The organism is Variovorax sp. S12S4 (assembly GCF_023195515.1).
Lineage (GTDB): Bacteria > Pseudomonadota > Gammaproteobacteria > Burkholderiales > Burkholderiaceae_C > Variovorax.
The window spans coordinates 924,706-946,176 of sequence record NZ_JALPKR020000002.1 but is presented as its reverse complement, the minus strand read 5'-3'; the positions used below and the strand labels follow the sequence as shown (position 1 = coordinate 946,176).

The 21,471-nt window shown below is 66.0% G+C and carries 16 protein-coding genes and 1 pseudogene; 9 read left to right on the top strand and 8 right to left on the bottom strand.

Annotation, left to right across the window (positions count from 1 at the left end):
- Positions 1–15 precede the first annotated feature (15 nt).
- Positions 16–870 carry an AAA family ATPase gene (locus tag M0765_RS04975; protein ID WP_157615886.1) on the bottom strand — a complete coding sequence of 285 codons (855 nt, stop codon included), beginning with the start codon at positions 868–870 and terminating at the stop codon, positions 16–18.
- A 162-nt stretch (positions 871–1,032) separates the two neighbouring features.
- On the opposite strand from M0765_RS04975, the gene M0765_RS04970 reads away from it, so the two are divergent.
- Positions 1,033–1,728 carry a c-type cytochrome gene (locus M0765_RS04970; RefSeq protein WP_258502355.1) on the top strand — a complete coding sequence of 232 codons (696 nt, stop codon included), beginning with the start codon at positions 1,033–1,035 and terminating at the stop codon, positions 1,726–1,728.
- Between the two features lie 95 nt (positions 1,729–1,823).
- On the opposite strand, the gene pcaG is transcribed toward M0765_RS04970, so the two are convergent.
- Complete coding sequence (pcaG, locus tag M0765_RS04965) at positions 1,824–2,435, bottom strand: protocatechuate 3,4-dioxygenase subunit alpha (protein ID WP_258502354.1); 612 nt, start codon at positions 2,433–2,435, stop codon at positions 1,824–1,826.
- 11 nt (positions 2,436–2,446) lie between these two features.
- Entirely contained in the window at positions 2,447–3,178 is a 732-nt protein-coding gene (pcaH, locus tag M0765_RS04960; RefSeq protein ID WP_126747138.1) for a protocatechuate 3,4-dioxygenase subunit beta, read from the bottom strand.
- A 108-nt stretch (positions 3,179–3,286) separates the two neighbouring features.
- Here pcaH and M0765_RS04955 point away from each other — a divergent pair, with 108 nt between their 5' ends.
- Complete coding sequence (locus M0765_RS04955) at positions 3,287–4,285, top strand: LysR substrate-binding domain-containing protein (protein WP_258502353.1); 999 nt, start codon at positions 3,287–3,289, stop codon at positions 4,283–4,285.
- A gap of 104 nt (positions 4,286–4,389) precedes the next feature.
- On the opposite strand, the gene M0765_RS04950 is transcribed toward M0765_RS04955, so the two are convergent.
- Positions 4,390–4,821, bottom strand: a complete 432-nt coding sequence (locus M0765_RS04950; RefSeq protein ID WP_258502352.1) for a DUF1841 family protein — start codon at positions 4,819–4,821, stop codon at positions 4,390–4,392.
- A gap of 290 nt (positions 4,822–5,111) precedes the next feature.
- On the opposite strand from M0765_RS04950, the pseudogene M0765_RS04945 reads away from it, so the two are divergent.
- From M0765_RS04945 to M0765_RS04915, 7 genes and pseudogenes are all read left to right on the top strand, one after another.
- Positions 5,112–8,088 (top strand): annotated as a pseudogene (locus tag M0765_RS04945) (hypothetical protein).
- 81 nt (positions 8,089–8,169) lie between these two features.
- Positions 8,170–8,673 carry a peptidoglycan-associated lipoprotein Pal gene (gene pal, locus M0765_RS04940; protein WP_258502351.1) on the top strand — a complete coding sequence of 168 codons (504 nt, stop codon included), beginning with the start codon at positions 8,170–8,172 and terminating at the stop codon, positions 8,671–8,673.
- A gap of 107 nt (positions 8,674–8,780) precedes the next feature.
- On the top strand, positions 8,781–11,858 hold the full coding sequence (locus tag M0765_RS04935) for a glutamate ligase domain-containing protein (protein WP_446751537.1): 3,078 nt from the start codon (positions 8,781–8,783) through the stop codon (positions 11,856–11,858).
- Positions 11,855–12,160, top strand: a complete 306-nt coding sequence (locus tag M0765_RS04930; RefSeq protein ID WP_258502348.1) for a hypothetical protein — start codon at positions 11,855–11,857, stop codon at positions 12,158–12,160. The genes M0765_RS04935 and M0765_RS04930 overlap by 4 nt, the downstream gene beginning before the upstream one ends.
- Before the next feature lie 73 nt (positions 12,161–12,233).
- Positions 12,234–14,078 carry a peptidase domain-containing ABC transporter gene (locus M0765_RS04925; RefSeq protein ID WP_258502346.1) on the top strand — a complete coding sequence of 615 codons (1,845 nt, stop codon included), beginning with the start codon at positions 12,234–12,236 and terminating at the stop codon, positions 14,076–14,078.
- A gap of 34 nt (positions 14,079–14,112) precedes the next feature.
- On the top strand, positions 14,113–15,429 hold the full coding sequence (locus tag M0765_RS04920; RefSeq protein ID WP_258502345.1) for an HlyD family type I secretion periplasmic adaptor subunit: 1,317 nt from the start codon (positions 14,113–14,115) through the stop codon (positions 15,427–15,429).
- Entirely contained in the window at positions 15,426–16,982 is a 1,557-nt protein-coding gene (locus M0765_RS04915; protein ID WP_258502344.1) for a TolC family protein, read from the top strand. Before M0765_RS04920 ends, M0765_RS04915 begins: the two co-directional genes overlap by 4 nt.
- A gap of 15 nt (positions 16,983–16,997) precedes the next feature.
- Here M0765_RS04915 and M0765_RS04910 read toward each other — a convergent pair whose 3' ends face one another.
- Genes M0765_RS04910 through M0765_RS04895 form a run of 4 tightly spaced genes read right to left on the bottom strand, consistent with a single transcriptional unit; the run spans position 16,998 to position 21,451 of the window.
- A complete protein-coding gene (locus M0765_RS04910) occupies positions 16,998–18,449 on the bottom strand; it encodes a sigma 54-interacting transcriptional regulator (protein WP_258502343.1) in 1,452 nt (483 codons plus the stop codon).
- Positions 18,446–20,512, bottom strand: a complete 2,067-nt coding sequence (locus M0765_RS04905; RefSeq protein WP_258502341.1) for a TadG family pilus assembly protein — start codon at positions 20,510–20,512, stop codon at positions 18,446–18,448. Before M0765_RS04905 ends, M0765_RS04910 begins: the two co-directional genes overlap by 4 nt.
- 13 nt (positions 20,513–20,525) lie before the next feature.
- Positions 20,526–20,981, bottom strand: coding sequence for a TadE/TadG family type IV pilus assembly protein (locus M0765_RS04900; protein ID WP_258502339.1), 456 nt, complete (start codon positions 20,979–20,981; stop codon positions 20,526–20,528).
- Positions 20,982–21,010: 29 nt separating this feature from the next.
- Positions 21,011–21,451 (bottom strand): TadE/TadG family type IV pilus assembly protein, encoded by a 441-nt coding sequence (locus tag M0765_RS04895; protein WP_258502337.1) that lies wholly within the window; start codon positions 21,449–21,451, stop codon positions 21,011–21,013.
- Positions 21,452–21,471 lie beyond the last annotated feature (20 nt).

Below are 21,471 nucleotides of genomic sequence, written 5' to 3'. Positions count from 1 at the left end.
CGGCCGGGCGGGGACTCATCGGTTGTTCCGCTGCATGAAGACGAGCTTCTCGAACAGCGTCACGTCTTGCTCGTTCTTGAGCAGCGCGCCCACAAGGGGCGGCACCGCAACCTTGTCGTCCTTGCTTTGCAGGGCTTCGAGCGGAATGTCCTCGGCCACCAGCAGCTTGAGCCAGTCGAGCAGCTCCGAGGTGGAGGGCTTCTTCTTCAGGCCCGGCAGGTTGCGCACGTCGTAGAAGGTCTTCATCGCAGCCGTGAGCAGCTCTTGCTTCAGGCCGGGGAAGTGCACGGCGACGATGTGCTTCATCGTCTCGGCGTCGGGGAACTTGATGTAGTGGAAGAAGCAGCGGCGCAAAAAGGCGTCGGGCAGCTCCTTCTCGTTGTTGGAGGTGATGAACACCACCGGCCGGTGCTTGGCGCGGATGAGCTCGCGCGTTTCGTAGCAGTAGAACTCCATGCGGTCGATTTCTCGCAGCAGGTCGTTCGGAAACTCGATGTCGGCCTTGTCGATCTCGTCGATGAGAAGCGCCACCGGCTGGTCGGCCGTGAAGGCCTGCCAGAGCACGCCCTTGACGATGTAGTTCTGGATGTCTTTGACGCGCTCGCCGCCGTCCACGTCCTTGAGCTGCGAGTCGCGCAGGCGGCTCACCGCGTCGTATTCATACAGGCCCTGCTGCGCCTTGGTGGTCGACTTGATGTGCCACTGCAGGAGCGGCAGCCCGAGCGATTCGGCCACTTCCTCTGCCAGCATGGTCTTGCCGGTGCCGGGCTCGCCCTTGACGAGCAGCGGGCGCTTGAGGGTGATGGCGGCATTGACGGCCAGCATCAGGTCCTGGGTGGCAACGTAATTGTCTGAGCCCTTGAATTTCATGAGTGAACGGGAAGCAAGTGGAGGAGGCAGGGTGGAGAAAAGAACACACTCGATTCGCTTCGCGCAACCTCTTGGGCGGCTTGCCGGGGGTCTTGGAAGACCCTTGCATATAATCGAATGTTGATTCGAAAAACTGTATCTCCACGAGATTGTGCGCGCAAAATGAACAAGTTGTTGACCACGATGTTTGCCTTCGCTGTCGCTTGCGTGACGGTCTCGGCGCAAGCCCAGCAAGTCACGGGCAAGGCCCAGGACGGTTCCAAGAAGGTGGCAATGTGCGTGGGCTGCCACGGCATCATTGGCTACCAGGCCAGCTTTCCGGAGATCCACAAGGTACCGATGATTGCCGGCCAGAGCGCCAGCTACATCTCGGCCGCGCTCACCGCCTACAAGGGCGGCGACCGCAAGCACCCCACCATGCGCGCTATTGCCGACAGCCTGAGCGAGCAGGACATTGCCGACATTGCCGCCTACTACAGCCAACTGGGCCTCAAGGAAGGCGACGCACCCCCGGCCGCAACGGCCAAGCCCATGCCTGAGAACATCCAGGCCCTGGTGTCGCGCGACAAGGACAACAGCTGCACCAAGTGCCACGGCGCCAACTTCAACACGCCGAACGACGGCACGGTGCCCAAGCTGGCCGGCCAGCATGCCGACTACCTCTTCGTGGCGCTCAAGTCGTACCGCGTCAAGAACAACCTGCACCTGGGCCGTTCGAACGCGGTCATGGCGCAGCAGGTCGAGCCCAAGAAGTTCACCAACGCCGAACTCAAGACGCTCGCCAACTACATCAGCACACTGCCGGGCGAGCTCAAAACGGTGCCTGAATCGCGCCTGCACCGCAGCGGCGGCGAATAACCGGCCCCAAGGCCCGGCAGCAACCCAGTTGCCTGCCGCACACGAAAAAAGCCCGCTTCGAGCGGGCTTTTTTGCGCCTGCGGGTTTCCCCGCGGTCAGACGTCGAAGAACACCGTTTCGTCGGCGCCCTGCATGCGGATGTCGATGCGGTAGCTCACCGCGCCGCCGCGCTCCACGCGCTCGGCAATCAGCGTGTGGCGGCGCTCGGCCGGCACGCTGGCCAGCACGGCGTCTTTTGCGTTCGCCTCGGCCTCGTCGCTGAAATACACGCGCGTGAACGCATGCAGCAGCAGGCCGCGCATCAGCACGATCACGTTGATGTGCGGGGCTTCGCCCGGCGTTTCAGCGCCCGGCTTTACCGTGTGGAACACGAAGCGGCTCTGCGGATCGGTGCCGGTGCCGGCGCGTCCGAAGGCGCGAAAGCCTATTTCGCGCGCCTCGGCCGGGGTTTGCGGGTAGCGGCCTTCGCCGTCCGCCTGGCTGATTTCGACTAGCGCGTCGCCGATCGGGTTGCCGTCGCCGTCGAGCACACGGCCTTCGAGGCGAATGCGCTCGCCCGCGGCATTGTCCAGCGCCACGGTGGCGTCGAAGGGCTGGTTGAAGTCGTAGCCGTACTGCGTGGCCGTGAGGCCGTAGGCGAAGTAGGGGCCCACCGTCTGGGAGGGGGTCTGGCCGAAGTCGGCTTCCTGGGCGGTCATCAATGGCATGGGAAATCCTTTCAGCGGTTCTCGAACGGCGTTTCGTCTGCGCCGCGCAGCACGATGTCGAACTGGTAGCCCAGCGCGTAGCCCTCTTCGGTGATGTCGAGGCTGAAATCGGCGATGAGGCGGTTGCGGTAGCGCTCGGGCGTGCCGGTGATCATCGGGTCGTACTGCAGCAGCGGGTCGCCGGGAAAGTACATCTGCGTGACCAGGCGGCTCGCAAAGCTCTGGCCGAACAGCGACAGGTGGATGTGCTGCGGACGCCAGGCGTTCGGATGGTTGCCCCACGGGTAGGCGCCGGGCTTGATGGTGAGAAAGCGGTAGCGGCCTTCGCTGTCCGTCAGGCAGCGGCCCGCGCCCAGAAAGTTGGGGTCAAGCGGTGCGTCGTGCTGGTCGACCTTGTGCACGTAGCGGCCCGAGGCATTGGCCTGCCACAGCTCCACCAGCGTGTTGGCAACCGGGCGGCGGCGCTCGTCGAGCACCTGGCCGGTCAGGATCATGCGTTCGCCCAGCGGCTCGCCGTTCTTGCGCGCGTTGCGCGTCAGGTCATGGTCGAACTCGCCGATGCTGTCGTGGCCGTAGACCGGCTGCTGCAGCTCGCCCAGCGAGGCCTTCAGCGGCACCAGCGGCTTTTGCGGGCCGCGCTTCACGGTGGACTTGTAGCCGGGGTAGACGTAGGAGGGATGGGCTTCCCAGTCGCGCGGCGTGAGGATGGCCGAGGGGGTCTTGGCCTTGGTATTGGTCAACATCTCGTTGTCTCCTGTCGTGGGGACGGATCGAATCCGGAACCCGGACTTTAGAAGTCCGGTCCGATGATGTAAATTGAAGATTGATTCGTTCTGAATAACCAACGGTAATTGAAAAACACAGCTGACCTTCGCCAGGATTTTGTGCGCAACGTGCAGTTGCGCCACCTGCGCTGCCTTGTCGCCGTGGCGCAGGAGCGCCATCTGGCGCGCGCCGCGGAGCGCCTTTCATTGAGCCAGCCGGCGGTTTCCAAGACGCTCTCCGAGCTTGAATCCATCGTCGGCACGCGCCTGGTCGAGCGCAGCAAGGCCGGCCGGCGCGGCGTTCAGGGGCTTGCACCGGCCGGCGAGCAACTGCTGGCCCATGCCCTGCGCGTGCTCGAGGCGCTCGACGCCAGCGCCGAGGCCGTGGCGCCCGCCTCGGGTGAGCGCGTCGAGCGGCTGCGCATCGGCGCGCTGCCGAGCGTGGCGCCGGCCCTGCTGCCCATGGCGCTTGCGCGCTTTCGCGAGCGCTGGCCCGCGGTGCAGGTGGTGGTGAAGACTGCGGCCAACCCGGTGTTGCTCGATGAACTGCGCGCCGGCGAGCTCGACCTGGTGGTCGGCCGCATGAGCGACCCGCGCCTGATGGGCGGGCTCAGCTTCGAGCTGCTCTACACCGAGCCGCTGGTGTTTGCCGTGCGCACCGGCCATCCGCTCGCGGTGCGGCCCGCCCGGGCGGTGTCGGTGCAGGCGGTGCTCGGCTATCCGCTCGTGGTGTACGGCGAGGGCACGATCCCGCGCCACAACACCGAAAGCTTCCTGTCCGCGCGCGGCCTGGCGCTGCCCGCCAATGCGCTGCAGACGCTCGACGTTGCGGTGGCGCGCGGCCTGCTGGCGGTTTCCGATGCGGTGTGGATCACCCCTCTGGGCGCCGCGCGCGGGGAACTGGCCGACGCGCGCCTGGTCAGGCTGCGTATCGAAACCGCCGGCACCGACGAGCCCGTGGGCCTGCTGCTGCGCAGCGAGGCCGAGCCTTCCGCCCTGCGCGGCGCCATGGCCACCCTGCTGCGTGAAGGCGCGAAGCAGCAGGGAGCACTTCCAGCCCGATCCTTAAAAAAGCCACAGGCTTGATCCATTCGCGAAACACCGTGGAACCGGCTTCGCCGGGCCACAGGTGTTGCCCCCGGTAGGGGTGGGAGTAGCGACACGAAGTGCGCGAAGCCTGGGGGCGAGCCTTATTTTGTTGCCCGGCGCTGCACGCACGCGACGTAGCCATCGCCGTCAGGTGGGCGGCCGGCGCGCTGGCTCTCCCACATCATCTGGCCGAGGCACTCCATCGCCTCGTGATGTGCGTCGAGCAGCGAGCCGCGGCGCGCGGCCAGCAGTTCGACCGCCTGGCGGATTCCGCGGGGCTGGTCGATCGAGCATTGCTCGCTGATCGAAAGGTGCATCGAAAGGTGCAGGAACGGGTTCTCGCGGCCGTTCGCGCCGTCGTAAACGCGCGCCACCGCCGCGTCGGCGTCGGCCAGATCCGCATGGTATTCGGGGTGCGCGTCGATCCATCCCGCGGCAATCGTCTCGAGGGCTTCCATCGGCAAGCCTTGCCGGTGCTTCGCATACACGTCGCAGAAGAAGCGGCGCACGTCTTCCTGGGAGGGATTGAACATATCTATATGAGGGACCGAAAAAAGAGAAGAAGGGAGAGGGAGAAATCCGCGTGCGGGCGGGCTCTGAACGTGCCCGATGTTCCGGTAGCACGACGTTACATCGTTACGTAACGAAAGGCCAAAACACCTCCACGAGGCCTGTTTTTGGCCGGACCTCTTGACCCGGAAATTAAAAAAATAGCCATGTAAATCAAAGACTTGCATCGTTTGTGATGCGGCGGCGAACATCTGTTAACGATTTGGCACGCCAGTTGCCCCTGTACATGCATCTTTTGTCACAGAGGCCAACCATGAACGCACCCCAAGCATCGACCGTTTCGACCGAAGGACCCGCCGCCAGTGGCGTGGCTCCTGTGGTCATCGCCCAAGCCACCAGCATGCCGCTCGGCGCCCCCGCCGCAGCCAGCGCGATGGCGCCCGCCGCGACCGCGGCGCCCGCCGGCATTGGCACATTGTCCAATGCTACGCCGGGCGTCGCTGTGATGCGCGAAGGCGTCCGCATTCCGGTGGACGGCAACCAGACACTGATGGCGGGTGACCGCGTGATCGTTCCCGAAGGCGGCCAGGCCAACGTGCTGTTCCCCGGCTCGGCCACCAACAAGGCACCGCTGGCCGGCGTCTTCACCGGTGGCACCGACGCCACCATCGGCTCGACCAAGCTGCCCGGCGGCCTCGAACAAGTGAACGTGGACGTCGCCTCGGGCGACCTGCAGGTGACCCCTCCCGACAGCGATGCCGATGCGGCCGCGCTGGCCGTCACCAAGAAGGTTGCCGCAGGCGGCGGCCTCGGCCTGGGCGAATTCGCGCTGGGCGCACTGGGCGCCGCAGGCCTGGGTGCCGCACTCGGCGGTGGCGGCGGCGGCGATGGTGGAACGATTCCGTTCTTCGTCGGCGCGGGTGAGACGGATGCCGACGCGGATGCGGACGCCGACGCGGATGGAGATGCGGACGGTGACGCTGACGCCGATGCTGACGCCGACGCCGATGCCGATGCCGATGCCGACGCCGATGCCGATGCCGATGCCGATGCCGATGCCGATGCTGACGCTGACGCGGACGCGGACGCTGACGCTGACGCTGACGCTGACGCCGATGCCGATGCCGATGCCGATGCCGATGCCGACGCTGACGCTGACGCTGACGCTGACGCTGACGCTGACGCTGACGCTGACGCCGACGCTGACGCTGACGCTGACGCCGACGCCGATGCCGATGCCGATGCCGATGCCGATGCCGACGCCGACGCCGATGCAGACGCCGATGCAGACGCCGATGCAGACGCCGATGCAGACGCCGATGCAGACGCCGATGCAGACGCAGACTCGGACTCCGATGCCGACGGCAATGGCCTCCTCAACCCGGGCGACAACCTCCTTGAAGGCGCAGTCGGCACGACAGACGGCAACTTGGGCCTCGGTGGTTCTCTCAACCCGGTGCCGGGTGTGATCGACAGCACAACCGACCTCGTCGATGACCTGGTCTCCCCGTTGCTCGGCGAGAACTTCACGCGCAACGATCCGAACCAACTCGACCCGGTCGACGATTTCGCCGAAACCGTTGTCGACGGCTTGGGCGGCGTGGCAGGCCCCATTGCCAGCGCCCTTCTGGGCGAAGGCGCTCTCGATTCGGTGGTGGGCCAGGTCGACCACGTCACAGACGCTCTCCAGAACGGTCTCGACAATCTCGTGGGCGAAAACGGCATCCTCAGCGGCGCAACCACGGCCCTGGGCCTGGACGGTGTTCTTGAAGACCTCGTCGGCGACGGCGGCGCGCTTGGCAACGTGGTCGAAGGCGTTCTCGGCGACGGCAGCCTGCTCCAGACTCTGGTGAGCGAGGACGGCCTCGTGGGGGCCTTCTCGCAGAAGACGGTGCCTTGGGCAATCTCATCGGAGAAGACAGCGCTGTGGGCGGCCTGCTGAACAACGTGCTGGGCGAAGACGGCCTCGCAGGTGGCCTGCTCGGCGATGACGGCTTGCTGGGCGGCGTGCTCGGCGGACCGCTGGGCGATGAGGGCCTGCTGGGTGGTGTGCTCGGCGGCGACGGCCTGGTGGGCGGTCTGCTGGGGGACGGCTTGGTGGGTGGCCTGCTCGGCGGAGAAGGCACCTTGGCCGGCCTGCTCGGCAGCGAAGGCCTGACCGGCGGATTGCTGGGCCAGGAGGGCGTGGTCGACAACCTGCTCGGGGCGAACGGCGTGGTTGGCGGCCTGATCGAAGGCAGTCCGCTCGGCGGGCTGCTGGGCGGTGAAGACGGCCTGCTCGGTGGCCTCACCGACGGTGTGCTGGGCGGCGTTCTCGGCAGCGAAGGCGTGGTGGGCGGCCTGCTCGGCGACGATGGCCTGCTGGGTGGTACCGGCCCGCTGGGCAGCCTCCTTGCCGAAGACGGCCTCCTCGGCGGCGTGCTCGGCGACGAGGGCGTGGTGGGCGGCCTGCTTGGCGACGACGGCTTGCTGGGCGGCGTCCTCGGCGGAGACGGCTTGCTTGGCGGCTTGCTGGGAGAAGAGGGCATTGTCGGCGGCCTCCTGGGCGACGACGGCGTCGTGGGTGGCCTGCTTGATGGTGACCTCCTCGGCGGCGACCTGCTGGGCGGCGTGCTCGGCGAAGACGGCATCGTCGGTGGCCTGGTCGGTGGCGATCTCCTCGGCGGTGACTTGCTGGGCGGTGTGCTCGGTGAAGACGGCATCGTCGGCGGCCTGGTTGGTGGAGACCTGCTCGGCGGTGACCTGCTGGGCGGCGTGCTCGGTGAAGACGGCATCGTCGGCGGCCTGGTTGGCGGCGATCTCCTCGGCGGCGACCTGCTGGGCGGTGTGCTCGGCGAAGACGGCGTCGTAGGCGGCCTGCTCGGCGGCGATCTGCTGGGGGCGACGTCCTCGGTGGCGACCTCCTCGGCGGTCTCCTGGGTGACGAAGGCCTCGTCGGCAGCCTGCTCGGCAATGGCGGCCTGCTTGGCGGCGTGCTGGGCGACACCAGCCCGGTCGCCAACATCCTGGATCCGGTGCTCGACGCCGCCGGCTCCGTGGGCGAGACGCTCGAACCGGTGGTCGCCGCGGTGTCCGAAGTGGCCGAGCCGGTGACCGACATCCTGGCCGGTACGGCCCCGACGCTTGCGCCGGTGGTCGAAACGGTCGCCGGCCTGGTGGACACCGTGGAACAAGCCGCACCGATCGTCACCGATGTCGTGACCCCGATCACGAGCCTGGTCGATCAGGCGGCCGGCACCGGCAGCGTTCTGACTCCGGTCACGAACATCCTGCACGGCTTGCTCGGCTAAGGAACAAGGGCAGCAGTAGGAGAAGAAAAACAAAGCAAGGGGCAGGCCTTACCGGCCTGCCCCGCGCGAAAAGGACCGAACATGAAAAACACTTCCCGGATACTGGCCGTCGTCGCACTCGGGGCAAGCCTTGCCGCCTGCGGAACAGGCCCCAAGAGCGGACGCGAAGACGCGACGTACTACTACTCGAACAAGGCCGCGCCGGTGGCCAAGGTGGAGCCGCCTCCGGCCGCTCCGCCGGTACAGGAGAGCCCGGCCGCAGCGAAGATCGTGTATTTCGACTTCGACAAATACGACATCAAGGCGCAGTACCGCAGCGTGGTGGAAGCGCATGCGAACTTCCTGCGGAACCGGCCTGCGAGCAAGGTGATGATCGAGGGCCACACCGACTCGCGCGGCGGCCGCGAATACAACCTTGCGCTGGGCCAGCGCCGGGCCGAATCGGTGCAGCGCGCGCTCACGCAGTTGGGCGTGCCGGCCGATCGCATCGAGGCCGTCAGCTGGGGCATCGAAAAGCCCGCGTCTCCTGAAACCACCGAGGAGGGCTATCAGCTCAATCGCCGAGCCGAATTCAGCTACCGCTGAAATCCGGAGATCTGCGATGCCTTCGAGGGGAGCTTTCGGTCCGCTGCGTCAAAAAAGCGAGAGCACATGACGGGCGCGATCGGTCTCCCGTATTCGATCGAGGCCGAATGATGTCCTTCTCCGACCAGCTCCATGCCTGCCACGAGCGCCTGGTGTCGGTGTGCGCGGCGCTGCCGGCGCCCTATCCGGCGTTCACGCTTTTCTTCTCGGTCAGCGACGGGTCGCAGCGAGCGCACGTGGTGCATGCGCGCGCGGCCGAGTTCGAGACCGCGTGGCGCGAAGGCTCCGGAATCATCGCGCGCTGGGTGCGCGAAAACGGCATCGTGTCGCCGTGGCTGCGCATCGACTGGGTCGAGGGCGCAAGCCCCATCGACTGGGCCCAGTTCAAGGCGCAGCTCGCGGCCGTCAAGCGCAATTACTTCCGGCTCGGCCTGGCGTTCGACAAGAACTTCGAGACGGCATTCACCGAGCAGGAGCTCAATGCCAACGCCATGCTCTATGCCGATTCGACCATCGCGCATGCGGTGGTGAACATGCGCAACTTCGAGAGCTACAGCCAGGCACGCTTCGCACGCACGCTCATGCTCGACTTGCCGGCGGACCAGCCGGTCTACCTGCTGGCCACGGTGGGTGTTTTTTGCCAGCCTGATTGCGTGGTGCACAAGCTGGTGGGAACGGGGCTCGATGCAGGGCGGCGCCAGGCGCCCGCGCTCACGCCGCAGTCGGCACTCGAACTCGTGCGCAGCGGCGCCTCCTATCTTGCGCGGCAGGTCCAGGTCGACGGGCGGTTTGCGTACGGCTACTTTCCGTGCTTCGATCGCCGCATTCCGACCTCGGACCCCACGCGCCATCCGAGCGTGCTCCACGCCATGATCGAGGCGTGGGAGCTCACGCGTGAAGACAACCTGCGGACCGCCATCGACCGCGCGCTGGACCATCTGTCCAACTGGCTCATACGCGGCTACAGGCTCGCGGACGGCAGCGAAGCCGCGTTTCTCGTCGAAGCCGGTGAAGAGATCAAGCTGAGCGGCACCGCGGCCTGCGTGCTCGCATTGGCAAAGTACTGCGAAGCGACCGACACGCGCCACTGGCTGCCGCTGCTCGAAAAGCTGGCGCTGGGCCTCGTGGCGATGCAGGACGCCGACACGGGGCGGTTCAACCACGTGCTGCATGCCGCCGACCTGACGGTGAAGCAGGCCTCGCGCGCCGCCTACTACGACGGCGAGGCGGCCTTGGGCCTCATGCGCCTGTACGGCCTCACGCGCGATGCGCGATGGCTCGCGGCGGTCGAGAAAGCGTTCGAGCATTTCATTGCAAGCCAGCACTGGCAGGCGCACGACCACGGGCTGAGCTGCTGCGTCAACGAGCTCACGCGCTGGAGCCCGCAGGAAAAGTACTTTCGCTTCGGCCTGCAGAACGTGGCCGGCTACCTGGACTTCGTGCTCGACCGCAAGACCACGTTTCCGACGCTGCTCGAGCTCATGCTGGCCGCACAGCAGATGCTGCAGCGGCTAGAGGGCATGCCCGCCATGCGGCACCTGCTCGAAGAGCTGGACACCGAAAAGTTTCACCGCGCGCTCGAATACCGCGCCCACTACCTGCTCAACGGCTTCTTCTGGCCCGAGATGGCGATGTACTTCCGGCGGCCGTCCACCGTCGTCGGGTCTTTCTTTACCCGGCACCACGCCTTTCGCGTGCGCGTGGACGACGTGGCGCAGTACGTGTCGGGCCTTGCGGCCTACCACCGCTACCTGCAAGAGCGTCGCGCAGTGCCTGGTGCCACCGCCGGCAGTACCCGCGACGACGGCGCCGCGTGGACCGCCAACGAGATGGCGCGCGTGACCGGTGGCGAATGGGTGGTTCGGCCGGAGGAGGGCTGGCGCGCCACCGGCGTGACGCAGCGCTCTTTCCTGCGCAAGGGGCGCGTGGTGTTCGAGCACCAGGTGCGCCCCTCGAAGACTCCGCTGGCCGCGGTGGCGCTCAAGGGCGTGTTGCAGCCGGCCGCCGCTGTGCTGTGTACCGATGCCGCGCCGCACCTCGACAAGCGCGTGCCCGTGCTCCAGGTGCCAGACGTGCTGCAGGCGGTGCTGGCGCTGGGCGCGCATGCGCGCACCGAGTTCGGCGGGCGCGTGTGCGGCGTGCTGGGCAGCGGCACCGGCAGCAGCACCGTGGCCGCGATGCTCGCCGATGCGCTGGCCGTGTGGGGTGAAGTGGCCCGGCCTGAAGGCAATGTGAGCCTGCCTTCGGGCATTGCCTGGAACCTCACCTGCATGCCGCGGCATGCCGCCTACTGGGTGCTCGAGATGGGCTCGCCGCACATGCTGGCTTCGGCGCAGCTGGTGCGCCCCATGCTGGCGGTGGTCACGGGGCTCTCGGCGGCTGCGCAAAAAACGCGTGGCCCATCGGAGGCCGCGGCACGCCTGGACAGCCGCGTCTTCCAGGGCATGGCGCCAGGCGACAGCGCCGTCCTGAACCGCGACATTCCCGAATTCGCGACCTTCGCGGAAGCCGCGATGGCGCAGCAGCTCCAGATCGTGACCTACGGCGAGCACGAGGACGCCGACGTGCGGCTGCTCGCCTTCGACCACGGCGAGGTCCAGGCCCTGGTGCTGGGCGAACCGTTCCAGTTGCGGCTCAATGCGCCCGGGCGCCACATGGGCGCGAGCGCCGTGGCCGTGCTCGCGGCGCTGCAGGCCATGCGCCTGAAGCTTGCCGCCGCGGTGGAGCCCTTTGCGCACTTCGAGCCGCCGGGCGGGCGCGGCGCGCTGCACACCATTCACATCGGCGGCGGCAGCTTCAAGCTGATCGACGAGACCTACGACGCCAACCCGAGCTCGATGCGCGCCGCGCTCGAGCTGCTGTCGCAGGCGCCTTGCGAGCCGGCGCGCCGCGTGGCGATCCTCGGCGACATGCAGGAGCTCGGCCCCGCCGCGCAGCGGCATCACCTGGACCTGGAGCCGGAGCTGCTCGCCTCGCAGCCCGACCGCGTGCTGCTGTGCGGCCCGCTCATGCGGGCGCTGCATGCGCGCATCCGCACCAAGGTCCGGTCGCACTGGTTCGTCGATGTGACCGATTTGTCGACCGCGCTCGGAGGCCTGGTGCAGCCCGGTGACTGGGTGTTGGCCAAGAGTTCCGCAGGCGTCGGCCTGTCCCGGCTGGCCCGGGTTTTGAAAGCACTGCCATGAAATTCAGCGCATATCTGCCATTGCCCGTTCAACGCTATCCGGCAGAGGCGGCGGCGCCCGCGCGCCGCTGGTGGCTCGGCTGGCTGCAGTTGCTTGGCGCCTGGCTCCTTTGCATGTTGCTGTGCGCGAATGTCGCGCTGGCGTTGGCCAAGGGGCTGCCGACCGACGAGGCCCGTCCGGCTGCGAGAAAAACCTCGGGCTGCTTGCAGGCGGAGCGCGGTAACAAAGCTGTCGCCAAGCCCGACGGATTGGCTGTGAAGGAATACACACGAACGCCGCGCTGCCTCGGCATACAAGGGTAGATATTGCTTGTAACAGAAGGGTAACAGTTGATAATCTTCGAGGCGTCACTGCCCGACGGATCGGCCATTTCCCATGATCAAGTTTCTCTTGCCCAGCCAACTGGTTGCCGATGCGCCCGAAGAGCCGGGCGCGAGTCCGTATGCAGGTGCGCTGAACAAGGCTTTTCGCGATGCCTATCCGCTGGTGAAGAGCGCAGCGTGGCGCTCGCTGCCCATCAGCCTCTTCGGTTTGCTGCCGTCGATCTTCCTGCTCCAGGTGTATGACCGCGTGCTCTCGCGCGGCGGCATCTCGACGCTGGCCGCGCTGGTGAGCGGCATTTTGTTTTTCTTGTGCCTCGAGTTCTGGCTGCGCGCGCGACGCTCGCGCCTGCTGCGCAATGCGGGCGCCATCATCGATCACGGCGTGTCGGGTGCGCTGCTCAACTCGATGCTGAACCGCCCGTTGCGCGCGCTCGAAGCGCGGCCGGCCTCCATCTGGCATCAGTTCTTTCGCGACGTGGCTTCGGTGCGCGGCACGGTCACCGGCGGCCTAGCGCAATCGATCTTCGATCTGCCGATGGCGATCTTCGCACTGGTGGTGATCGGCATCGTCGCCTTGCCGGTGTTGCCGGTGGTCGCATTGTTCCTGGGTGTCATGGCCTTCCTGGCCTGGTGGTGGGCCGACGAAGTGCGCACCGGCCGGGTGGAAGAAGTGCAGCGAGGCCGCGGCCTCGACCGCATGACCTCCGAGATCTGCAATGCGCGCGAAACGCTCAAGACGCAGTCGAACGACGGCCCCACCATCGAGATGTGGCGCCAGACCTACAACGCCTGGCTGAGCGAAAGCTTCAGCAAGAACGGCCAGATCGAAACCGCGCGCGACGGCACCACCGTGCTGCTGACGGTCTTCTCGGTGATCGTGGTGACGGTGGGCGCTGTCTCCGTCATGGAGCAATGGATGACGGTCGGCGGCCTGGTCGCATCGAACATGCTGGCCCTCAAGGCGCTGCAGCCGGTGGCGGGCCTGGTCTCGAGCTGGCGCTCGCTGGCCGCGGCGAAAGAGGCGGCAAAGCGGCTCGAGAAGGTGCTTTCCGAGCCCGTCGAAAAGCCGCCGAGCGGCATGACGCTGCCGCAACCGCTGGGCCGCGTCACGTTCAAGGACGTGAGCTTCAGCTTTACCGAAACCGCGCAGAAGCCGGTGCTTGAAAACGTGGACCTCGACATCGGACCCGGCGGCCTGCATGTGATCGTCGGGCGCAACGGCGCCGGCAAGTCGACGCTCGTCAAGCTGCTGTCGGGCCTGTACACGCCCACGCGCGGGGTCATCAGCATCGGCGAGTACGACCTGTCGCAGTTCGGCCGCGAAGAGCTCTCGCGCTGGATCAGCTATCTCTCGCAAGAGGTCTATTGGTTTGGCGGGCCGCTGATCGACACCATGCGCCGCACGGCCCCGGGGCAGAGCGACGAGCAGGTGGTGGCGGCCTGCAAGCTCTCGGGCGCGCACGACTTCATCTCGAAGCTGCCCGACGGCTACCGCACCGTGGTGGGCGAAGGCGGCACCGGCTTTTCGGTGGGCGAACGGCGCAAGCTGGCGCTGGCCATGAGCTTCCTGCGCAAACCCTCGGTGCTGGTGCTCGACGAGCCGAGCAACGATCTCGACTTTCAGAGCGAACGCACGCTGCTCGCCACGCTGCTCGCGGTGGCCAAGGTGCGCACCGTGGTGGTGGTCACGCATTCGCTGCGCATCGTATCGGCCGCCACGGTGGTCTATCACGTGACGGGGCAGGGCAATGTCGAACAGGGAACGGCCGCGGTGATGGTGCCGAAGCTTTTCGGTGTGAAGAAGGCGCTGGTGGCGCTGACCGACCCGGCCGCGGGAGACGGCGACGCCGATGCGCACTCGCAGGGCGCCGCCGGAGCGACCCGTTCGATGGCGTGAGCCAGTCGATCAAAGACCAAACAGGGACCGCGACTTGAAATCAGATCTGCCGCAGATACTCCAGGACGAAGAGCACAAGCGCGCGGCGCATGCATCGCCCGAGGGCCGGCGCCGACAGTGGGTGATCGGCGGCGTGGTGGCCGTGCTGGCGGTGGTCGGCCTGGGTTTTCCGATGGAGACGGTGGTGGTGGCGCCCGGCCGCGTGATTCCGTCCGACCGCGTCAAGTCGATCCAGCATCTGGAAGGCGGCATCGTCAGCAGCGTGCTGGTGAAGGAAGGCGACCGCGTGAAGCAGGGCCAGTCGCTGGTCGAGATCGACCTGGGCGGCAGCGGCCTCAACTTCGAGGAGCTCACCGCCCGTTATGCGGCCACCCAAGCCACGCGCATCCGCCTGATTGCCGAGAGCCGCGGCAAGCCGCTCAAGCGCGAGAGCTTTGCGGCGGATATCGACGAGAGCGTGCTCGACGGCGAAACCGGTGCCTATGAAGCACGCGCGCTCGAGCAGCGCGGCGTGATGGCCGGTGCGGTGTCGGGGCTCGAACAGGCGCGCAGCAAGGAGCTCGAACAGCAGGCCAAGGTCAAGGGCCTGAACGACCGCCTGGCGCTGATGCAGAAGGAGCTCGAGATTTCGGAGCAGCTGCTGGCTGAAAAACTTGTCGGGCAGGTCGAGGTGCTCGAAAAGCGCAGGCTGGTAGAGGGCGTGCGAAGCGAACTGGCCGTGGCACGCCAGGGCGCCATTTCCGCCAGTGCCGCCATTGCCGAGGCACAGGCCAAGATGGCCGAAGCCGAAGGGCGCTTTCGCCGCCGCGCCTCCGACGAGTTGGCCACCGTGGAGCGCCAGTTCGCAAGCCTGAGCGAAGACCTTGCGCGCGCGCGCACCCAGCGCTCCCGCACCATCGTCAAGGCGCCGGCCGACGGCATCGTGAAGGGCCTGCGCAGTGCCAGTCCGGGCTGGGTCATCAAGCCTGGCGAAGCCATCATGGAAGTGGTGCCTGACAAGGACGAGGTCATGATCGAGGCGCGCCTGAACCCCAACGACCGCGGCTTTGTCGAAGTGGGGCAGGCGGCGCGCGTGAAGATCACCGCCTACGACTACCTGCGCTACGGCGCCATCGACGGCAAGGTCACGCTGGTGGCCGCCGATGCCGACCGCGATCCGGCCGTTGCCAACGCGGCGCCTTACTACCGCATCCTGGTGAGCACCGGGCAGGCCTATGTAGGCCATCAGGACAACCGCGTCACCGCCGGCATGGAGTCGGAGGTCGACCTGAAAGTGGGAACCGATCCGTTCATCTGGTACATCCTTCGCCCCGTGCTCAAGCTGCGGCGCGAAGCGTTTCGCGAACCATGAGGAGCAGCAAATCGGCAAGCCCGCGCCGCATGGGCCGCGGCGTTCTCTGTGCAGCGCTGAGCGCGAGCTTTGCGCTGCCGCCGGGCGCCGCCATTGCGCAGGAGCCGCCCGCGCAACTGGTGCCGGCGCGCCGCCTTTCCACTCCGTCGATCGGCGCCGCAAGCTATGCGCAGCGCGTGAAGCAGGCGCTGGTCGCGCTGTCGCAGGAATACCCTGAAGTGCAGACCGCGCAGGCGGCCGCCAACACCAGCAGCTTCAGCGTGGACGCTGCCAAGAAGGCGCGCTTTCCGCGCTTCAAGATGGGCACCGCCTCGGGCAACTACAACAGCGGCGCGGCCAACGCCAAGACCGAGAACTACACCGTGCTGACCGCCGAGGCGCGCGTGAGCCTGATCGACGGCGGCGCCATGAGCGCGGCGGTGCGCGCGGCCGAAGCCGGCAACCAGGCCGACGACGAGGCGGTGGTGACCACGTCGCAGAAGGTGGTGCTCGACGCGCTGACCGCCTACCTGCAGGTGCAGCGCTTCGACCTGAAGAAGCAGATCGCGCGCAAGTCCACCGAAGTGGTGGCCGAGTTGTCGAAGGCCGAGGCCCGGCGCGTTGCACTCGGTGCCGCGGGCGAGAACGACCTGAACATGGCGGCCGCGCGCCGGGCCAGCGTGGCTGCGCGCGAATCCGACTTTCAGGCGCAGCGCGACGAGGCGGTGGCCAAGTTCAACACCTACTTCAAGTTCACGCCCAACACCGATTCGCTGCCTGTGCTCGCCGCGCCCACGTTCTGGCGCATCGCTTCGCATGAAGAGGCCCTGCGCCGCGCCGAAGAGCGCAGCACCGAGATAGCCGAGGCCAAGGGCCGCGTCGCCCGGGCCCAGGCGCTCGTCGACCAGCAGGAGGCCAGCATCTATCCGACGGTGGATGCGGTGTTCGTGAAGAGCAAGGACCCGCGCGGCGTGTCGTCGCAAGACCCGACACGCGCCGCCTTCGAGCTGAACTGGAACTTCGGCAACGGCTTCGATCGCCAGTTGCGCCTGAAGTCCGCACTGGCCGAGGTTGCCAACCAGGAAGCCAAGCTCGAAGGCGTGAAGCTCAATCTGCTGGAGCTCACTTCGGCCTCGTGGGCGCGCACGGTGTCCGGCCGCGAGCGCGAGCGTCAGCTGATGGAAGCGGTCAGCACATCGGGCCAGGCCTTTCGCGGCCGGCGGCGCCTGATGGAGTTCGGGCGCGAGACCTTGCCCGCCGTGCTCGATGCGCAGCTCGACTACTACAACCTGCTGTTCGATTATGTCGACGCCGTGTTCGACCTGCGCATTTCGGAGCTGCGCCTGGCGCGCACCACCGGCGAACTGCGCATCGATCCCGAAGCCAGCAACGCGTGGATCGACCGCATCTTCGGCCCGCCGAGCCGGCCGGCCCTGAGCGAGGACGGCCTGCTCACCGCGCTGTGCATTTCGAGTAACGCGAGCTGTGCCAGCGAGCCTGTTGTCGATCGCGGTGCCACCGCGGCTGCGGCGAACCCGCCGCTGCGTCGCACCGCCCGCCTGGCCGAGCGCTGACGAGCGGCGAGGGGCTCAGGCGTCCTCGGGGATGCCTGGCTCGCCGTCGAGGATTTGATACTTGCGCATCTTTTCCCATAGCACCTTGCGGCTGATGCCCAGATGCTGCGCGGTGTCCTGACGCTTCCAGTCGTTGATTTCCAGCGCCGCGATGATGCGGTTGCGCTCGCTGCCGTTCCATCCCTTGCGGTCGCCGTTGCTGTCGAGCGCCACGCCGTTGGCGCCGCCGTTGTGTCCGTTTCTTTCGGCCGAGCCCGGCGTGGGCGTCGGCGTACCGCGCGTGAGTGCAATGGCGCGCTGAATCAGGTTCTGGTCCCATGCATGCAGCTGCCGTGCAATCACGCCCACCCGCTCGGCCAGGTTGCGCAGTTGCCGCACATTGCCGGGAAAGTACGTTTCCGCCACCGCATCGCTCAGCCAGTGCGGCGTTTCACCCAAGGCCTCGAGCTCGTCGCCCAGCACGTTGGCGAGCAGTGCCTTGAAGATCGCGATCTTGTCGATCTCGCCGCGCTCCTCGAGGCTGGGCACATGCAGTTCGATGACCGCGAGCCGGTAGAACAGGTCGGCACGGAAGTCGCCATTGGCCACCATCTCGCGCAGGTTGCGATTGGTCGCGGCCACCAGCCGAAAGTCGACGCGAACCGGCGCCGTGGCACCCAGCCGCGTGACCGCGTTGTCTTCAAGCACGCGCAGCAGCTTGACCTGCTGGTACTTGGGCAAGTCGCCGATCTCGTCGAGAAACAGCGTGCCGCCCGTCGCCTGCTCGAAATAACCGCGATGCGCATGCACCGCGCCGGTGAACGAGCCCTTGGTGTGGCCGAAGAAAAGCGATTCGAACAGACCGTCGGGAATGGCGCCGCAGTTCACCGCCACGAACGCGCCCTTGCTGTAGTGCTGGTGCCCCAGGTGCAACTGCTGTGCAATGCGCTCTTTGCCCACGCCCGTTTCGCCGCGCACCAGCACGCTGTGGTTGCAGTCGGCAAAGGCGGACACTTCGGCAAGCAGCGATTTCATCGCGTCTGAATGCGCCACCAGCACATCGGGCGCCTGCGGCGCTACGTCGCGCGCCCGCAGTTGCCGCACCAGCTTTGCCACCATCGTGCGCAGCTCGGCACAGGTGAAGTCATACGGCAGAACGTGCAGGTACTCCGGCGGGTAAGTGCGCGAATCGCGCTCGCGCGAAGCCGCCGCCACCCAGATCACCGGCATGCCCTGCAGCAACTCCGTCGCATGCGCCAGCGCACCGCTGTCGATGACCGTGACGCTGATGATGGCAACCGAAGGCCGAAGGGCAGTGCCGCGCTCCTGCTGCGGCGCCGGCATGCCATCGGCGCGAATCACCTCCACGTCGAAGCTCGCCATGCACCGCGCGATACGGTCGAGGATGTCGGCCTTGCCTTCCCAGACAAAGAGGTCGAGTTCGTCGAAGTTGGGGGAGCGCTCATGACAGGGGAATACGTATTTCAATAGACAAGCTCGGCGCCCCGGTTGCAGGAAAGGCGAGCCCCGACCTCCGCTTTGGCGAGGTCGATGCCGAGCGAATCCAGAAGCAGGTTGACTGCGGGATCGAGCAAAGGAGAGAGCGCATTCGTGATGATGGTCTCTACGGTGTTGAGCAGGCCGCTCACGATGTTCAAAGTGCCGTTGAGCAGCGGTCCGAGAATGCCGCTGGCGGCGCTTGAATACGGCATGATTTGTATGCCGGCGAGTGTGGGGCCTAGGCTCTGGACCAGCGATTGCGCGCTGATTGGCTGGAATGAAGGATCAGCACCGGCGCCGTCATACGGCGCGGCATCGATCTCGGGCAGATTTTCGGCAGCGGGTGCGGTATAGGTCAGGGTTCGGTTGCTGGCGCTTCCTCCCACGTCCGAATTGATCACCAGCCCCAAGCCCGAAATGATGTTCTTTTTGGCGCTCGTTTCGTCGTTCACGAACGTGCCTGCTGCGTTCTTCCATTTCGTGCCGGTGCAGAGCACTGAAAGCAGGCAAAAGGAAGGCTTGGCTACGCGATAGCCGATCTCGAGGATTTCGACGGGCTCCGCCGTCGCGGCTTGGGAAGATGAGAGAGCGTTCGACACTCTGCCGATGTTGAGCCGCGCAATGCTGGTCGAGGCCTGAACGTCGAGTGTCTTACTGTCGCTTGCGCCACATGTGTGGTCCGTTACAAGGGCCGAACCGTTGCCGGAGCTGACGCTGACGTCGATGGGCGTAGTCAATGCCGAGGTATAGATCACTTGCATTTCCGCGCACTCAGGCAAGAGAAAGCCGCCGCACGCGATGGTGCCAACCAGATTCGGAACGATGTTCGGAAGGTCTAGGCTCGCCACAGTTTTCAGAAAATTGGCGATCGGAGTCAGTGCGCTCAATGCGGCCGATGCGACGTCCGAAACAACCGTTCCCAAACCGCTCAGATTCAGAGAAAGCAACAACCGAATCTGTGCCGTCCGCACATAGATCTTGTTGGGATCGTTCACACCCAGACTTGCGTTGATCAAGGAAGGATCCCCAACCGCCGAAACCTGCGGTGGCTCGATCGCACGGACCTTGGCGGTGACACCGGCAATCCCGGGAACATTCACCGGAAGATCGGCGGCCAGTGCGTTCTTGCCATTCGCGAGTTGCACCACACCCTGAGCGAGTTGAAAGAGCTGCAGGTCGGTCTGCAATCCCGCGGCCTCCGTTCCTGTAGCAATGTTCAGCAGTTCACCGACGGTGAGAGGCTGGGCCGACCCGGCCGACGCTGTCAGAAGTTGCTGCAACGCCTGCACCGCGACACTGGCGCTGGTGCCGCCGCGTTCCATGACCGTGATCATGCTTTGCAGAAGGATGCCGGCGTTTACATTGGTGCCAAGCACTTCGTCGTAATTGGCGGCATTGATGTTGAGATCCAGCTTGAGCTGGTCGAGGAAATCGAGCAGTTTGATATTGGTGTCGAGCAACCCTTGCCAGCCGCCGACAGAAACATCGACGGCACCCCCGAGCATTCCGCCGAAGAGGGCGTTCAAGATCAACGAACGCTGGGTGTCGATGGCTGCGATCGTGCTGCGAATACTCAGTGAGGCGAGTGGCTGCTTCTTGGCTGCGAGTGCTTCGACGCTGATGGCGGAAGACTGATTGCCCGGCAGATTCGGCAGCAGGCGTGGTGCGGTCCTGGTGAGTGTTACCCGCACGGCATTGAGGATCTGCCCGCTCTCCGGTGTGCCAAAGTGAAGGGGCGCTGGGCGCAGGGTCGGGTCCCAGTTGCCGCACTGGACTTCTGCTGCTGTGATCGGCGTCATCAGTTGCGGCATGTTTTGCCCACCATTCGCCACTGCCGCGGTTGTTGCCTCGCCGCAGCTTGCGGGTAGCAAGGCCTGCGCACCCGCCAGCGCAGCAAGATCAGCCGTCTTCTGAAGCTCGCGTTTCAGAAAGAACATGTAGCCCAACTCAACGCCGACAAGCACGATGACCAGAAGGCTCAATGCGATGACCGAAGTGATGACCACCGACCCGCGTTGCCGCCGTGCTGTTCTTCGATTGAATGCGCGCATCGTTCGCATCTGCTTATGAAGAAGATCTGGCGGCCGTGGCCTTGCCAAGCAGGTGCTCAGGCATCCAGCTGCCGGTCAGCGGAACGGCCGGCAGCAGCGGGTTTTCGCGGTAGGGGTATGTCACCCTCACCGCGATTTCTCCAGTCGAAACTGTCACTTCCGGTGACGCCATCTTCGCGCGAAGCCAAGTTTCTTTTGAAGAAGGCGCGCTGCCTGCGGAAGCGGGGGTAATCGTCGAGAGTGCCAGCGACCGGTACACCGCCGTTCGAACATTCGTCTGCAGTTCTGCGGCCGGCGTGTCGCTGCGGAAAGACTGAGCGGCTCTCGCCCCGTCTTCGGCCGCGCGAGAGATGACCTGCTGCACATACAAAACGCCGCAGAACGTCACGAGCCCATAGATGCCGAGGAACAGAACACCGAAGACGAGCGCAAACTCGATGGCGGCCACGCCTCGCTGGCGGCGAGCCATGGCCCGTTCGAGCTTGAGCCGGCCGGGCTTCACAACGACCTCCCGTCGAGCAGCATGCTGGCCTGGCCCGCAATCCGTGCGGGAACCGCAAAGCTCGGGAACGCGGGAAACAGCGTGTCTATCCCACTGACAGCAACGGTCACGACCACCTGGCACCGGTTGTTCCATTCCGGGCCGCATGGGGGCGCCGCCTGCGAGCAGTCGTCCGTTCCAGCCAGGCAGATTCTTGCCTCGACGTTCCGGTTCGCTTTCAGGCCCGCGGGCAGCCAGTCGCTGCGCTCTACGGCAATGTCGTTGGCCTTGGTTTTTCTGGCTTCGAGGCTGCTCTGGTAACGCAGCCCTGCACGGGCGCCGTCTTCCGCCGCGTTCTGCAGGCTCATGCGCATCGTCAACAAGAAGCCGTAGCAAATCACCGCGTACAGCAGCGCAAAGATGATCAGGAACACGAACGCAAACTCGATCGCGTACACGCCGTGTTGGGCGCGTCCGG

Excerpts from the sequence above, each read along its gene's own strand:
- M0765_RS04975 (WP_157615886.1), bottom strand. The coding sequence starts at position 870 with ATGAAATTCAAGGGCTCAGACAATTACGTTGCCACCCAGGACCTGATG.
- M0765_RS04970 (WP_258502355.1), top strand. The coding sequence starts at position 1,033 with ATGAACAAGTTGTTGACCACGATGTTTGCCTTCGCTGTCGCTTGCGTG.
- pcaG (WP_258502354.1), bottom strand. The coding sequence starts at position 2,435 with ATGCCATTGATGACCGCCCAGGAAGCCGACTTCGGCCAGACCCCCTCC.
- pcaH (WP_126747138.1), bottom strand. The coding sequence starts at position 3,178 with ATGTTGACCAATACCAAGGCCAAGACCCCCTCGGCCATCCTCACGCCG.
- M0765_RS04950 (WP_258502352.1), bottom strand. The coding sequence starts at position 4,821 with ATGTTCAATCCCTCCCAGGAAGACGTGCGCCGCTTCTTCTGCGACGTG.
- pal (WP_258502351.1), top strand. The coding sequence starts at position 8,170 with ATGAAAAACACTTCCCGGATACTGGCCGTCGTCGCACTCGGGGCAAGC.
- M0765_RS04935 (WP_446751537.1), top strand. The coding sequence starts at position 8,781 with ATGATGTCCTTCTCCGACCAGCTCCATGCCTGCCACGAGCGCCTGGTG.
- M0765_RS04930 (WP_258502348.1), top strand. The coding sequence starts at position 11,855 with ATGAAATTCAGCGCATATCTGCCATTGCCCGTTCAACGCTATCCGGCA.
- M0765_RS04925 (WP_258502346.1), top strand. The coding sequence starts at position 12,234 with ATGATCAAGTTTCTCTTGCCCAGCCAACTGGTTGCCGATGCGCCCGAA.
- M0765_RS04915 (WP_258502344.1), top strand. The coding sequence starts at position 15,426 with ATGAGGAGCAGCAAATCGGCAAGCCCGCGCCGCATGGGCCGCGGCGTT.
- M0765_RS04905 (WP_258502341.1), bottom strand. The coding sequence starts at position 20,512 with ATGCGCGCATTCAATCGAAGAACAGCACGGCGGCAACGCGGGTCGGTG.
- M0765_RS04900 (WP_258502339.1), bottom strand. The coding sequence starts at position 20,981 with ATGGCTCGCCGCCAGCGAGGCGTGGCCGCCATCGAGTTTGCGCTCGTC.